4 protein-coding genes are annotated in these 16,491 nt (G+C 66.6%); all 4 read right to left on the bottom strand.

All coding sequences use genetic code 11. The features are described from left to right. Positions 1 to 210 precede the first annotated feature (210 nt). The 4 genes from F6X53_RS30340 to F6X53_RS30325 are packed head-to-tail and all read right to left on the bottom strand — an operon-like array spanning position 211 to position 16,277. A complete protein-coding gene (locus tag F6X53_RS30340) occupies positions 211 to 2,466 on the bottom strand; it encodes a Tc toxin subunit A-related protein (protein ID WP_151005382.1) in 2,256 nt (751 codons plus the stop codon). An 18-nt stretch (positions 2,467 to 2,484) separates the two neighbouring features. Then, complete coding sequence (locus F6X53_RS30335) at positions 2,485 to 7,422, bottom strand: DUF8189 domain-containing protein (protein WP_151005380.1); 4,938 nt, start codon at positions 7,420 to 7,422, stop codon at positions 2,485 to 2,487. A gap of 14 nt (positions 7,423 to 7,436) precedes the next feature. Beyond that, complete coding sequence (locus F6X53_RS30330; protein ID WP_151005378.1) at positions 7,437 to 9,038, bottom strand: hypothetical protein; 1,602 nt, start codon at positions 9,036 to 9,038, stop codon at positions 7,437 to 7,439. A 54-nt stretch (positions 9,039 to 9,092) separates the two neighbouring features. Continuing rightward, on the bottom strand, positions 9,093 to 16,277 hold the full coding sequence (locus F6X53_RS30325) for a SpvB/TcaC N-terminal domain-containing protein (protein WP_151005376.1): 7,185 nt from the start codon (positions 16,275 to 16,277) through the stop codon (positions 9,093 to 9,095). Between the last annotated feature and the right edge of the window lie 214 nt (positions 16,278 to 16,491).

Raw genomic sequence — 16,491 nt, 5'->3', positions numbered from 1 at the left:
TTCACCAGCCTCGCTGCCAGCCTCATCACACTCAACCAGATCAAACGGTTCTGTTAGGCGCTCTTAGTGTCAAAATCCAATTTAGATTATCAAATTAACTGCCGATTCTCAAATTAAGTGCTGGCTCAAGCATCTGAAATCATTGGCGTCCGATTCTTATGATTAGATGGAAAGCGACAGGCGGCTCCTGGCCGCTTGGCGCCGGACGTATCAGGCCGACAGCTTCGGCCAGGGCGGGGTGCGTGCCGCGTAGCCGATGACGAAGAGGATGTCGTCGATCGCGCCACTCTTCAGCCCATCGGCGAGTTTTAGCGCATCGGCCGCATTAGCGTTCTTCAGGTTGATCTCCCAGACGCCAAAGGGTGCCCGCCCGCCGGAGCCGGCTCCGGCACCGATCAGCGGCAGCCAGGGGCTGCCATTGCCGCGCTGCGTGCTGATCGTGCCATCGATCGTGCGCGCCGCGCCCCCGGCGACCGTCGCGCCGCCGGCGTCGCCAAGCCTCAGCGACTTGACCGTCATCTCGTCCTCGAATCTATCGGCGCGGGCTATGTGCAGAGCCACGGACCGGATGGTGATGGCTTCAAAATTTGACGGAAAGTCGGTTCGCGCCAGCTTGATCTGGACGATCATCCGCTCCGCCTCGTCCAGAAGCTCGGCGTTGTGAAGATTGTACCAGGCATCCGGAAAATCGTTGCGCAGGCTGAACGCCCGCTCGGCCTCGACCGTCGGCTTGAAGTCGCGAATGACCGACTGGGCGTAGTCGAAACTGTTCAGCGCAGAATAGTCGTAGGTCACGAGAACGTCCGACACCACCTTCGGATCGATCCGGTTCGCCGCCTTTAGCATGCGGAACTCCCACGTCCCGTCGACGCCGCCTCCTTCGAAGGGCAGGTACATCTCGGCCTGGTCGTCGCTCTCGAACACGCCGCTGCCGCCGATCGGCACGCTGAGCGCGATCGTCTCGGGCGGCCGGCGGATGACGGTCGTCTGGAACACCTCCGGACCGATCACGGCGCGGCTGATGCCCGTGTTGGCGAGAGTGGCGCGGATGCCCTCGGTCGGCGGCACCAGCGCGATGACCGAGACGCGGACGCGCCGGATCAGTCTGAGATAGTGGCCGGGGAAATCGTGGTCGAACATCGACATTGGTGTCGAGAACACCATGATGCCCGTCTCGCGCATCCGGTAGAAATCGGCCGGATAGGTCTGCGCCAGCGAGATCGTCTTGGTGATGGCGAGCTTGCGCTGGTCCGTGTCGAAGGCATACTGGTCGAGCTGCAGTATGTCGGCCATCAGCCGCTCCGCGCCCGTCAGGCCCTGGCGGTCCGCTCCCCCGCCGGAGGCCAGCGGATTGGCGCTGGGCGATGTCCAGTAGTCGCTCTTGATGACATCGGGAACAGTCTGCTGGCGCTGGAAGGCGAGCTGCGCCTGCGCGACCCGCGCGGTCGCGGTCGCGGTCTGCAGCGTCGTCCGGTAGACGCCCGACAGGACGCGGCTCATCCAGTCGAAGAGATCGTAGCCGGTGAAGCGCTCCGCCAGGAACTCGATCGTATCGCGCGCCTGGCTGGTGTCGGTCTCCGCGATCGACTTTTCCTGTTGGGTGATCGCCAGCTGATCCTGCGCGAGCATCACCTGCTGCTTGCCGATCTGCGTGTCCTGCGCAGCAAGCCGGCTCTGCAGCTTCCAGTCCTCGACGCGGCGCGCGTGCGTGGCGTTGAGTGTCGCTGTCTGGCTGGCTTCCTCGGCGGCGATCAGCGAACTGCCGTAGGAATTGGCCGACATGGTCTGTTGCGCCACGACAGCGAGCGCCGCGGCGGCGGCAGCCGCTCCCGACAGTCCGGCGCCCGCGGCCTCGATGCCGGCCTTGGCGACCGAGGCTATCGCCTGCGCGTTCTGCAGGTCGCGCTTGGCGCCTGCCGCCTTGGAATAGTTCTGCAGCATCGCGGTCTCGTATTCGTTCAACCCGCGGTCGATCCAGTCCTGCAGCGTCTTCTGCTGAATCTCGGCGCGCTGCTGCTGGAGCTGCGCCAGCGCGATGGCATCATTCGCCTCGCTAACGCGCAGCGTCTGGAGGCCGACCTGCGCCTGCTTCAGCGCCAGCTCCTGGCGGGCCTTCTTCAGCGAATAGGAAGCGTCGTCGCGCTTCTCGGACGCGCTGAGGAAGAGCTGCTCCACCTGCACCGCCTGCTGCGCGAGCTCCCGGGCCCGCGCGATCAGCACAGCATAGCGGTAGGCTGTCGGCGGCACCGCGGCGGCGCCCGGAATGCTGATCTGGCCGTTGACGACGATCGGCATGCCGGTCGTCGTGTCGGTTGGCGCCGCATAGGCCGGCACGACCCGCTGCACGCCGGCGATGTTTCGGCCGCTGCGCAGTTTCCTGAGGCCGAGCTCCGCATGGGCGCGCAGCGTGCCGATCGTCGGGTCCGCGGGGATGCAGAACAGGAACGAGGCGGCGGATGTCGGCATGGCCATGGTCTCGGACCTTCAGGAATTGATGGTGTCGCCCTTGGCGGCCGATACCGCGATGTCGCCGGCGCGTCTGACGAGTGCCTCCACGCCGGCATCGGTCAACAGCGCGGTATGGATTTTCGGCAGCGCGTCCGCCTTGGCCGAGAGCGCCGTCGCGAGGCTGGGCAGAGGCGGCGCGGCGGCGACGGCCTCGGCCTTCATCGGCTTCAGCGCAGCCAGCATCTCGTCCAGCGCCTTGCCGCTTGTCAGCAGCCCCTTCATCTTGTCGATCATCATGCCGATCTTGGGGGACGCGCCGACCTTGCCCGCCGTGAGGTCCTCAAGAATTTCCCCGGCGGCGGCCAAGGCCGGCGGGGGCACGGCGGCGCCAGATTCGATCTCGAGCATGCCGATCAGCGATTCGCAGTCGCCGACGGTCTGCTTCATCTCCGGCGCGTCGCTGAGTTCGAGCGCGGCGCGGTAAAGCAGGCGGGCTCGGGCGAGGGACTCGTCGGTGTCGAGGGTGAATTCGCTGTCCGCATAGTCGCTCAGGCAGCCGATGATCGAGGTGACGACGAAACGGACCGCCGCATAGCGCCGGGTCAGCGCGATCGCGTGCGGATTGAGCGGGTCGAGCAGCCAGTCCTCCGGGTGGCGGAAGACCGTTGTGTCCGGAAGGCCGGCATCGATCTCCAGCCCGTAGTCGATGTACCGCTCGCCCTGCTGCGTGCGGTAGTCGTAGACGGTCGCGAACCAGTCGAGCGCCGCGAGGTATTCGCCCGACGCCTGCATGTTCAGCGCAAGTTGCTCCGGCACCAGACGATAAGCTTCCGCCAGATACGTGAGGATCGACGCCGACGCGCCCTTGTTCTGCTTGTAGACGTTCCTGATGCTGATCCGACGTCCCTGCAGGGCGGAAATGGATTTGCCGATCGGGATATCGGTGAGCGAAGACAGCACCGGCACGATGTCGAACTTGGCGGACGCGATCAGCTCGCCCGCGGACGCGCTGCACGGATAGGCATAGCTGTGCGAGCTCTTGTTTGGCGAAACGAAGAAGGTTGGCGCGAACGAACCGGAATGGCGCGCGAGGGTGGTGAGCGTCTGCACCGGAATAAAGGTCGCGCCGGGCCCGGTGCCGCGCCTGACCTCGCGATAGACGAGCTGTCCGGCGTCTTCGTAGAACACGAACACCGATGGCCCCGACGACGAGCCGGGCAGCCCGCCGCGAAACCGGCCGAAATCGAGGGAGAGGTTCCAAATCTCCCGCGAGCCTGACTCGAAAGTGCGCAGGCAGCGGAAGGTCTTCGTCTTGTTCATGTATGTGTAAACGAGCCACGTCGCGCCACCGACCTGCATCGCCGCATGGAGCGCGACGACCTGCGGCACCTCGCTGAAGGCCGGATTAAGGGCATCGAGGCCGGCGAGCGGATCGATCTGGAAATCGGTCCAGTTGCCGTCCGCCCAGCCGGCTCCCTCGGCGTTCAGCGGGCGCACATAGACCCACATGGTGCGGCCGAAATCGTGGATGGCGATGCGCGGCGGATCGTAGGCGGAGTCGGACTGGACGGGCAGCACGGTCAGCTGCGGGAGCGTGAACGGACTGGTCAACGGATTGGGCAGCCCGGAAATGTCCAGGGCCGCGCCGGCTTCCCAGTCGGTGCCGCCCGCATCGACGTCGAAGCGCATGAACTGCAGCTGCCGATGCCCGCCATGGTCGATGTCGAGGAAAAGATAGATGTGGTGGTGCGGCGATGACGGCTCGACCCAGGGCAGCGCGCCGATGATGTTCATCGCTTTCGGGGCGTCTCCGGCGCTGCCTTTCTCGCCGAGCGGAATCTCGGTCCAGAAGGACTGCGCGTAGCCCGACTTGTCCTTTGTGTCGAAGGTCGACCAATAGACCTTTCCACCGCTCGAACGCCCGAACATGTATTGCAGGTTTTTGCCGGTGTAGGTCACAGGACCGGTGCTGACACGGGTCAGCGCCTGGCAGCTCGCCGTGACATCGAGCGAGGCCACGTCGCGCAGGTAGTCGGAATAGACCTTGGCCTGCTGGATCGCCTGGTCGGGCGTCAGCGGCGTCGTCGGGCGCGTCGCGTCGACGAGGGCGGCGAAGGCCGGCGTCTGCCGGGTGTTGAGCGACGGCAGGAGAAGGCCGTTCGGATAGGCGCGCACGAACTCGACCGAGCGGTAGCTCTGGTAGGAGCCGATCGACCGCCATTCGTCGTCGAAATGCGGCGCCTCCAACTCCATCCGGCCGCTCGGTATCGCTTCCCAGTCCGACCAAGCGGCTCCTGCGAAGCGGCGCAAATGGAGATCGGTTTTCAGCCCGGTGCCGCTGCGCAGCGCAAACAGATGGAGCGTCGCGGGCCCGGCCGAAGTCACGGCGGGCGGCGCGGTCAGGATGGGGGCAACACCGTCGGCGTTGACGGGAACAGCGGCGTCGAGATTGACCCAAGGCTGCCAGGCGCCGTTGAAGCTCTTCTGCCAAAGTTTGCCCAGCCGGTTCTGGAACAGCTCCAGGCTGTTCACGCCGAGCGACACCAAGGCCGGAGCGCTGGCGAGGCTATCGTCGAGCACCGTGCTCTGCCAGGCCACGCCGTCCCACCAGCGGTGCTCCGGCGTGAAGAGGTCGGCGGCGCTCTGCGTCAGGATCACGTCCCACTCGTCGTCGGCGCGCGTCGCGGCAGCGACGGTCCGGTGCGACGCCGCGCCGATCGCCTTCCAATCGCTCCAGTCGGTGCCGTCATGGGTCCGCTGCATGACGGCGAGATCGGCGATCCGCTGGCCATATACATGCGTGCCGGCAGCGCCGAAGGCGGCCGCGCCCGGGCCGCCCGTCAGTTCCAGCCCGCCACCCTCCTGCCGCCAGTCTGACCAGGACTGGTCATGGCGCCGATGCCAGAGAAGATTGTCGCCGCCTCTGACAAGCAGGTCGATGCTGCCGTCGGTATGGGCCACGACGGTGGGCTCAGACGGCGAACCCGTTGCCAGCGCGGGCAGTGGCCCCAGCGACCCCCATCCATGCCACGCGCCGTCCCACAGCCGGTGCCAGAGCACATTGTCGGTGGAGCGGCCGAAAAGCTCGATCCGGCCCTGGCCTGTAGAGGCGGCGCAGACCGAGGCCAGCGGCGCGAAGATCGACAATGCATCCTGCGCCAGCGCGCCGGTGCGCAGCCGGAACAAAAGCTCCTGCAGTGTCCCGATCGCCTGAGCGAGGCGTGTCGCCGGCTGCGCGCCATACATGCGGAAATCGATCAACAGCCGGTTGGTCAGCCACTCGGCGCGCTCTTCCGGAGAGCTGCCCTCGGCGTCCGTGGCGGTGACAAGCGCGTCACGCAATAGCGGCAGCGTCGCCTGTTCGGCCGCATCGACCGCCGCCGCGAGGCCGCCGACGATTGCGTCTTCCTGGCTGGTCCGCGCATTGAGCACATCGGTCCACGCCAGGCGCGCCTCCCGCGTCGAGAGCCAGGAGGGAATCGCGGCGTCGGTCGCGTTGGCCGGCGCGTCGGCGGCAGCCGCGAGCCGGAAGAAGCTCGGCGAGAGCGTCAGCTCCGCGGCCTTCTCTTCCGTCCGCCATGCCGCGAAATTCAGCGTCTTTTGGGCGAAGACCAGCGTGTCGTAGGCTAGCGCCCATTCGAGGTCGAGCACCGGCTGGCCGGCGCGCCCCAACTTCAGCAAAGGCATCAAAAACGCAAACGAGCCGGGCGTCAGGCCGAGAGCATTGAGCCGCGTCTCGATCCTTTCGCCCTTCGCCTGCGCCGTATCGAGCGCGTCGAGGTCGGCCACACTGACGGCACGGCCGGGCATGCTGAGCGCGGCCGCGACGATCGCGTCGAAACCCGCAGCCGGATTGGCGGCCGCCTCGCGCGCGGCCTTCAGCGCGGCGCGTCTGGCATCGAGCCATGGTCCTCGGGCGGCCCAGAGATCGTAGGCGGCGTCGCCCGGCCGCGGCGTGCGCAGGTCGTTGAGGCCGACGACCTGCGGATCGATCAATGGCGCCGCCGTCGTCGCCGGTGCGCCGGTCGGCCAGTCTTCCGCCTGCCATAGAGTGCGCAGATGGCGAAAGCGCCATGCGATGAGAAGGGGAATGACCGCAATAGCTAGCGTCGTATCGTCGGCGCTGTAGGCGATCTCGACCGATCCCCAGAGACCGCTACCGTTTTCCGGGATGAGGCGTATGGGGCCGGTCTCGGAATCCCTTTGGCCGCTGGCGACGACCAGCGTGCGCGCTTCGTCAGCGAACAGCACGACCTGGAAGATGTCGGGAGCGAGCTTCAACAGGCTGAGATGGACGATCCCCTCGGCGTCGGTGTTGTAGCTCCAGTAGGCGCCGTTGATCCGCCAGCGGACGATCTGTCCGGCGGCATCGACGAGCTTCACGCCCTTCGACAGCCTGTCGCGCACCGTGTCGCCCAAACCGAATAGGCGTTCCAGATTGGCTTCGCCCAGGCTTCGCGGATCGCCGGCGGGCACGTCTGGGTCGAGGAACAGGCGGTCGAGCTCGTCAAGGCGCGGGTTCGCCGGCGCTGAGAGGTCGATGCCCAGCCGTGCCGCCAGCGCGGCGCGCTCCGTCTCGGGCGCCGGCCGCGCCATGCGGATTTCAGCATAAGTCGTGCCGCTCTGTGAAAGCAGGGTCGCATAGGCGGCGAGCCGATAGTCCTCCTCGGCTTCGGTCAGCGCCGCCTCCGCTCGGGCGCCGAAGAGCGGGCGCTTGCCGAGGTAGCTGCGCAGCACCTCGACAGCCAGCCGGACCTGCTTGACGCCTTCTTCCATGGCGTCGCAATCGGTCGGCAGGCTGCCAAGGGGCTGATGCAGGCGCGCTTCGAGGAAGGCGACGTCGATCGCGGCATCGTCGCTGACGATGTATTTCACCGCATAGTCGAGCAAGGTCGCGAGATAGGCGCCGGGGCTGACTGCGGACTGGCAGTCCTCGCACCCGCAGCGCTTTTCCAGGACATCGTCGAAGGGCATCGCCGTCGGTTCGCCTACCGTCGGACCGAGAACGCGGTCAGATTGTCAAGCTTGAGCGCGTCGCCGGAGAGCGGCTGCGCGCCATCGCCATATTCCGCGGCGATGCCCGCGAAAATCTGGTTCAGCATTTCCGTCTGCGCCACCGCCGCGATGTGAAGCTCGGTCGCGCGCGCCACGTCTATCCCGACATCGGCCGCGGTCATGGTTCCGACGAACCTGTCTCGGGCGCTTTCCGCGATCTTCTGGACGCTTGCGTACCGGCTGTCGGCCAGCTTCCGCATCTCGTCCGGTGCGCCGGCCAGCCTCTCAAGATCCGCCAGCGCGTCGAGCCGGCGTGCCGCGGGCGGCGCGAGCCCGTCCACGGCTTCCATGCGGAAGAGCCCGCCTTTCCGGCGGATATCAGCGAGACTCCTGATATCATGCTTATCCGCAAGTGTTACGAGAACGGCCTCGCTCAGCGACAGGTTCGGGTCTTGGCGCAACTCCCCTAACGTGGTCCCCGTCGCAGGCAGCGTCACGCGGATCGGCACGACCGCATCCGCATCGGGACGAAGCGTCAGCCCAACCTCAACGGCGTCCGCAATGCCGTCACCGCGAATGCGGAACGTCAGCGCAGTGGTCCCTTCGGGACCGGTCGCCGCCGGCACTGTGACGGAGAACACACCGGCGCCGTCCGTCACGTCCGTTCCGAGGTCATGCCCTTCCGCCGCCGAAAGGCGCGTGGCGACGGTGTAGCCAGCGAGGGCGTGACCGGAGCCTTCGTCCTGAAGCTGAAGCATTTGTTCGACCGTGGCCCGCAGGCGTCCGCGCAGCCCCCGCGCGAGGGCTTTGGCGCGGGCCGCGTCCATCGCCGGGATGAGGCTGGCATCGACGGCCCTGAGCAGCGCCGCGACGAGCGCTTCTTCCTCGGTCGCGGCCAGCGTGTCGAGAAGCCGCACCGCGAGGTCCGATCGCGCCGCTTGGGCGTCGAGCGGCGGCAATTGTCCCCAGAGCTCCGGCGTACCAGTCCGCGCCCAGCCATAGAACGCCTCCATCGCCAGCCCGGTCGCCTCGCCGAAATGCGCGCACCATCGCAATACCTCGATATGCTCGCGGACGTTCTGCACCTCGCCGTCGGCGACTTCGTTGAGGAGGAAGGCGATGTCCTCGCGGGTGAGTTCGGTGAGCGGCACTTCCGAAATGACGGGATCGATCGCCGCGACGAGCCGTTCGAATTCCGATCGGCCGCCCTGCACCTCGGCGTCTAGAGCGATGCCGACCTGCAGCTCCCCCGGGGCGTTGAAGATGATGTCGCCCCGCCGATACTCTCGGCCGAGCGCCTGGATCGAGCGTATCGGCTGTTCCCTCCCGCTGCGGTCAAACACCCGAAAGCTTATGTCGGCCGCCGCCTCGCCCCGTCCTGAAAAGCCCTCCGCGTCGCCGAACTGCTCCGGCCCGTAGGCGATCTCGAAACGCCCCTCGGCATCGGTCGCCTGCCGGCCAAGCAACCGCGGTCCGGTGCCGCGACGCCGTTCCAGCGACGGGAGATCGCGGTCGAACGCCTGCACCTCATGGCCAGGGAGGGCGGTCTGGTTTTGATCCGCCACCGTTCCGCGAATGGTGCGTTCGCCGGCCATGTTGATCTCCCCCGCTCCGAGCAAACGATGCAAACGGAGTTGGTCGATTCTTGCCTATTTCCAAATCCTGCGCGGCGTCAGGTGCAGAAAACCCGGTGCGCTCGACGCCATCCAATCCCGGCAGACGTTGCATTGTAGCGGATAGCTGATCACTTGTCCCTCCTGAATGCCGAAGGTCTGGAAGACGGTGATCCCCAGCTTCTCGCTGTGAATGTACCTGCCGGTCGCCGGATCGAGGGTAGGGGCGGGACCGAGCATCTCGTTTGGATGCAGTTCGAGCGTACCCTCCATGATCGATTCATGCATCGTTCGATGAAGTCTCGGATTGTTCGTGGTGAGAACACGCATCTGCTCGCCCGCTACCTCGCCCTCGGTGATCGAGATCGACGAATACTTGAGCATCCGGAGGTCCCCATAGCCGCCGTGGAAGGCGACACGCGGCACCACCTCGCTCAGCCGCGCATCAAGCGCGAGCGCCCTTGTGGCGCCGCCCGCGGCACCGACTTCGCCAAGTTCAGGTGCGACCGCCATCGCGAAACCGCCCATCAGGATGATCGACGAGGTGCGTGGCACAGGCTTGTCGCTTGACGACGGCGCGTTTGCGACGTTCGTCAGGGTCAGATCCTCAAGGAACTGACTCATTAGGTGCAGGTCCTCGATGTGCTTTTGGCGGTCGTATTCTTCGATAAGTTTTTTGTCTCCCGTGCTGCGGATCATGCCGGAGACGAAGGTGCCTTCCACAAACTTCTGCGCATACGCCTTGCCGGCCTTCTTCACCGTGTCCGCCGCGGCGGTAAGGTTGATCGTCAGCTCCTTCGATTGGTTGTCATTCTCTTGCACAGGAGCGATATCCTTGCCTCCCGGGTAGACATTTTCCGCCTTCGGCTGGGCGCCTTTCGCGTCCTCTTCGGGCGTGTTGCCCGTTCCGCCGGGCAGGCTCTCTTTCTCCTGCCGCCCGATGGGATCGACGGCGTTGATCGGCCGATCGCTGACGTAGCAATAGAGGTTGAGCCCATCGATCGGTCCGGCGGGATCGCAGCTCACCCAGCGTCCCAGCCACGGCGCATGGTAGCGCGATCCAAAATAGACCAGCCCGCTTTCCTCGTCGCGCTCCTTGCCGCAGAAGCGGTAGCGCTTCAGCGCGTGGCTGCCGAAGCTCGTCTCACCATAGGGCGTGTACTCCTCGCGGCTGACCAGGGCGCCGGCGTCGTCCAGCACCACATTGCTGCTGCCGAGATGATCGGCGAGCGCATACTTCACTGTCGGCGTCGCGTCGCCTGCCAAAGCCGAACCGACCCTGACAGTCGCTACCCGGCTGCCATTGTCGGAAACGTGCAGGGTGTTGTTGACGGTGACATTCGCGCCTGTTCGAACCGTCCGATGCTCGAACAGGCCGTCGATGTAGACGGTGACCTCGACCTGGCCGCCCTGCTTGCGCACCAGCTTCTTCACCCGCTGTCCGGCGGCGTCATAGAGATATTGCGCATGGACGGTCGGCTCGGCCGCGCCGGCTTGCGTCCGATAGGCGCGCATCCGGTCGGCATGGTCCCATACATAGTGGCGTGACGCCGTCTCGCCGGTCATGTTGCCATTGACGTCATACGCATAGTCGAAAGCCGTCGGGCCGACCGTCAGCGTCTTCAGCCGGTTCGTCCCGGCGGCCTGAGCAAACGTCCGCGTGAAGCCCGGGCCGTTCGAGACATGCCGGAGCGACGTCAGATTGCCGGCGGCATCGTAGCGATAGGTTTCATCGTAGCCGCGGGTCTTGGTCAGGTCGGTCGGACGCCGCGCGGCGTCCCAAAGAATGTCCGGCGGCAGGTCGCATTCGCGACCGCTGGCGGAAGAGAGGTGGTAGAGCGCATCGTGGACGAATCGCCGGTCGAGCGCATTCTTGCCGAGCGGCGCATTCAGGATGCCGCTCTCCGGCGCCCGGTCATGGATGGCAAGCACATTGCCGGCGAGGTCGACCTCATAGGCAAGGTCCTGGAAAACCGCGCCGGCGGGCCGGTAGGCGAGGGGACCGGCAGCGGTGAATCTCTCGGTGCGGAGCCGCGCAAGGCGGCACGTCCGCGGGTCGTAGGCCGACCGCGTCATCACGCCATTGCCGTAGGCGACGAGGACGCGCTGGCCCCTCGCATTGTAGGCGATGCGCTCGACGAAGACCGTATTGTCGAGCCGCACCTGGTCCAGCGCTCCGGCCCGGTTGTAGCGCGGCACCAGCCGCCGCCGGAGATTGTCGACACCGGCAGGATAGGTGATCGATTTCGGGCGGTTCAGCGCGTCAAAGCTTGAGCTCACCCTGTAAAGCGTGGCGTCGAGCGGCGGATCGTCCACATCCGTCCAGTCCGCGCGGAACGCTTCGACCGTCCAGCCGGCGGGCGGCCCGGCAAACCCGGCGAGCAGCGCGGCGTCGCCGACCACCTGCCTGACCTTTTCGACAAGATTGCCCTTGAAGTCATAGCGCTCGAAGCGGACGACGCCAGCCTCGTCGAAGTGCCGCGCGACCTTGCCCAGCCGGTTCGCCGCGCGCGCCGCGGCACGTTCGGCCGCCGGCTGCGCGGGGCTGCCGGCGTCGCCATAGTCGATCCGCTCGCGAAGCGTGAGGGCCTGCGCCGCGCCGTCGCGCGCCCAAAGCCGCACCGGCCGGTTCAGCCCGTCATGGGCGCGCAGCGTCAGCGCGCCCCGGCCGTCGCGGCTCTCGACAATGTTCCCGCCGGCATCGAACACTGTGCGGCGTTCGCCCGCGTCGATGCTGACGGAGGCGAGTTTTCGGTTGGCGAGGTCATAGACCTGCCCGTCGAACGCCGCGCGCCCCATGGCGTCCACCTGCGTCACGACGTTTCCACGCAGGTCGTAGACGGTGCGCGTCCGCAGCCCGACGATCGGTGGAAGCGCGGCTCCGGCGGCGGGAGGATCGCGGTTGCGGGCGACCTGCTCGATGGTGCGTCCCATCGGGTCGAGGAGCGAACTGGTCGGCGTGCTCCAGTGATGTGCATAGCCTGCCGAAGCCGCCGGGTGCGTCCGCCCGGCATTGTCATTCGGGTCATAGGCGTAGGATTCCCAGGGCGTCGGCTCGAAATCGTCCAGCGCTGCCAGGTCGGGCGCCGCGATCGTTCCGGGAACGCCCATGACGACTCGCTGCTCGGAGCCGTCGGCATTCACGGTTCGAACAACGTTGCCGCGCGGATCGCGGAACATCGCGACCTTTTGGCCGAACTCCGCGTCGTCTGGCTGGCTGTACGCCCAGCCTTTCGAGAAGAGCACTTCGTAGCGTTCCACCACCCGGCCCTTGTTATCATAGACCTGCCAGCCGCTGACGAGCACGTTCGGCGCATCGCGGTCTGCGTTGGTGAAGCCGGTCACGTCGCCGCCGGCCCCATCGGACTGGAGCGCCGGAAGGACGGTCTCACCACCGCCGAATTGCGGGTCGCCGAAGCGTGTGTCTTCCGCCTGCACGCGCGTCTGCAGAAGCCTGCCGAAGCCGTCCGAATACTCGGTGGTGATCGTCTCGTCGCGGTCGGCGAGCGCGATATCCGTGTCGCCATCGTGATGGATGTGCCGGATGGTGCGCGCGTAGATCGGCTGACGGTTTTCGGGCGGGCTGTTCTCGAAGGCGAGGAAGTCATACTCCAGGCGCGCGCTCGGGCGCAGCCGGTCGCCTTCGGTCGCGTTCTTGCCGAGGATGTAGGTCGATATGGCGAGGCCGAGCGGCGAGAAGGCGACGCGCGAGATGTTGCCGTTCGGATCGACCGCCTCCTTGGCCTGCAGCAGCCTATAGTCGTTGGTCGCGCTTGTGGTCAGGCCGGCCGCATCCGTCACGCGCACCGGCAGGAAGGCGTAGTCATCATAGGCGATGGTCTGGCGATGCGCCGCAGGCTCCGCCCCGACGTGAAGCGGATCAAGCGTCTCGATCAACAGTCCCTTCGCTGGCTGGCCGGACTGGAAGTCATAGCGCCGCCGGTTGACGCAAGAATAGTAACCCTTGGGCGCGCTGGGGTCCGCGCCGCCGGGGTAATGGACGTAGCCGGCGATTGCCGGGAGTGCTGCGAGGAACGGCGCCGGGTACTCGCCGGTCCAGGCGACAGCGCCGCCCGGCGCGAGATAGGGCGGCACGGCAGCGCCATAGGCCGCATCGAGAATGTCGTCTGTCAGCACAAGGCTCTCGGCCCGCGTGATCGCGCCATACGGCCCGACCTGGCCGAGCGGCAGGCCGGTGAAAGCCGGCCCGTCATAGAAGGTGAGCGACTGACCGATCACCTTCAGGCTCGGATCGGCGTCGGCCAGCGCGACGAGGTCGTCGATGCGCTTGCCGGCGGAGCCCGTTATTTCGAAGGTGGTCGCCTTGGCGGCTCGATTGTGGATGTAGTCCGCCGGATCGGCAGGTGCTGCATAGAGCGTGCGCTCGCGCGACGCGAGGAAGGGCTCGACGGGCCTCTCGTCCATCGCCCGCCAGCCCCGCGGGCAGGCGATCCGCGTGACGGACAGCGGCCGACCGAACGGGTCGAACGTTCCCGCCTCGTCGCGGTAGCCTGTGAAGGCGGACTGCGTCATCGGATCGTCGCCGCGTTCCCACTGCGTCATGCGCTGCGCCAGCGGATGGGGGAAGAAGACGCGCGGCCGCCCGCCGCCCGCCGCCGGCGGCTCGATCTCGATCAGCCCGTAGCTCGATTCCTCGACGGTGTAGGGCCGGTTCTCCCGTTCGCTGCCGTCGAGCGCGTAGAGTTCGCGTCGCAGCAGGCTGCCACGCAGCGCGCGAAGTGCATCCCGCCTCGTCCGCCGCGCATCGGGGCCGGCCGGCATCCCCTGCAAGATACTGTTGACGGTCTCGGTGTGCCGCAGCACTCCGGGATCGCCATGCCAGTAGGCGGCCGACCAGTCCGGCTCCCGCCAGTCGCCGAATTCGTCGCCGACCGGTCCCTGGTGAAACCAGTGGCGCGACAGCGTCGGGGCCGAGAAAAAGGCCCGGTCGATCGCCGCGAACGTCATCCCCGGCCCGTGCAACCCGGCGCCGCTGAACGCCTCGAACGATTCCGTGTCGATCTGCTCGACTTGGGCAAAGCCGCGAAACTCGCGCTCCGCGCCGTCCCAATAGCCGTGGCGGTAGCGGTACTCGGTCGTCAGCTTGCCTTTCGACAGCACGTCGATGACCTCGACGCGCGCAACGACATGCACCGGAAAAGGCAGCGGCGTCTTCCAGCGCGTTGCGGGCGCCCGCTGGTCGGCGACATAGAAGCTGGTCGACGTGGCGTAGTCGACCCGGGTGACCGCGCCGCAGTGATTGTCCGTAGACCGGAGCAGGTAGGGTTTGCGCCCGCCGGTGAAGTCGAGGAAGAAGAAGCGGTCGCGCTGGCTGCCGTCGGCCGGGCGGGTCCAGAGAACGCCCTCGATGCCCGTACCCAGGATGTCCGCCAGGCGGATCGCCGCTGGATCGGCGACGGCCGGCGTGCCGGCGATGGTGATGGGCGCGCTCCAGCCATTGCCGCTCTGATTGATCCAGAGCGTCACGCTGTCGGGGCCGACATAGACGATGTCGGCCAGGCCGTCGCCGTCCACGTCGCCGATAAGGATCCGGCGCGGGTCGTAGCCGTAGGGGAATCGCGGGCTATTCGCCATATGGATGCGCTTGCCCCAGCGGCCCCAGCCGAGGTTCGGCCAGTAGTCGACATTGCCGTCATAGACGAGCGCGACGTCCCGCAACCCGTCGCCGGTGAAATCCGCCCATCTGACGCGCGGGTCCGAGAAGTTCACATCCGGGAAAACCTCGAGCGCCTGCCTCTCGGCCGTCGCGGCCTCGCTCCATCCGAGGCCGGGCCGGCTGTAGAAGTATTCGAGCCGGGTGCCGGAGCGCACGGCGTCGGTGACGCCGTCGCCGTCCAGATCGACGAGGCGCACCTCGGGATCTTTCAGATTGAAACTCGGAGCCTGGCTGTAGCGCCGGAACGCCGTGCCTGCCCAGCGGCCGTCAAAGCCGAGCGGAAAGTAGCCCGACAGCGCGCCATCGGTGACGAGCAGATCGGTGCGGCCGTCGCCGTCGGCATCGACAAACTGCACGCCAGCATCCGCCAAGCTGAGACCAGCCGGCGCGTCCGTCATGGTGCGGGGCGCGGCAAAGACGCTGGCGCCGAGATTGCGCCAGTAGCGCACGGTGCCGTCGACCTCGACGAAATCGGACAATCCGCTGCCGAAGAGGTCGACGAGGTCGAGCGTCTTGTCGGCGAGCGAGCCCGCCGGCAGGCCATGGCCGCGCAGGGCGCTGAAGCGCCGCTTCGCCGGCTCGAAGGGCGTGTAGCCAAGCTCCAGTGCGGGCATGGCTTCCGTCGCCGCGCCGTCATGCCCGATGACCTTGACGCTTGCGAGAAGCGACGCGCCGTTCGGGGGCGCCTGTCCGGCCGCTCCGGCCTGCTGATCGAGATACGTCAGCGCGTAGCTGCGGACCAGCCGGTCCGTGTCGGCGTGCGTGGCGATGGCGATCCGCGTGCAGCGCCTGCGGGTCCGGATCTCGAAGCCCGCGCGGTATTCCGAGAACGGATCGGGTCGGTCCGGGTAGTCGAATGTCACCGACACCAGAAACTTCGTGCCGCCCGCCGCCTCGTAGTCGACATATCGGATGCGGGCGAGCAGGTTCTGGTCCCATTCGCGTGGCCCATCTGTGCCGCCATCGGCCAGATAGTCGTAGGCGATGATGTTGCCGAAGGTATCAGTCGTCTGGGTGAGCTTCCAGCAGAAGACCTTGTCTCGCTGCCCTGGCCGGGCGACGGTTGCCGTGTCGGCGCCCCTCGATGCCGCCGTTCCATAGATGCTCGTCAAACCGTCCTTGCCGCGCACCTCCCAGAAATCATTGATGGCATCGCGATGGTGCAGGATTTCGGCGAAGAGGCCTTCCGTACGCGGGCGGTAGCGAGTGGCCGTGCCCGACGTGCCGACCAGCACGAGGTCCTCCGCGCCGGACAGGATGAAGACATCCTCAGAATCGTCGTAGCGCGGCACGCCCTTCGACACCTTACGGGTGATCGCCGGCACGCCGAGCGACCAGCCGAGGCCGAAGGGGCCATTGCCGTTGCCGCTGCTGTAGGCGAGCGCCAGCGACGGCTGGAAGCCGCTGCGCCCTTTCGGAAGCGCGATCGGAATGGTGAAATTGCCGGTGCCGGTGTGGAGATCGGCTGCGAATTTTTCGCCGATCCCGGACAGCGCACCACCACCCTTCGGCAGGCTGATGATATCAGAGGGGGAGTCCGCCATCGGCAAGCCTCGGCAAGCTGCCTCGCAGTCTAGGCCGCGCGGAAGCGAACGCAAGGAAGGAGTGTCGTTGCCGAAGGGCCGTTCGCCGATTCCGTTCACTCGCAGCAGCGAGCCTTTGAGAATACCGCTAGATGTCGCTTGGCATTTAAGAGCGCCTAACAGAACGGGCACGGATCGGGCGGACGGGCGTTGGTCTTGATGGCTCGTCCGCTTC

The organism is Methylobacterium soli, from assembly GCF_008806385.1.
Taxonomy (GTDB): domain Bacteria; phylum Pseudomonadota; class Alphaproteobacteria; order Rhizobiales; family Beijerinckiaceae; genus Methylobacterium; species Methylobacterium soli.
This window is presented reverse-complemented; position numbering and strand designations above follow the sequence as displayed.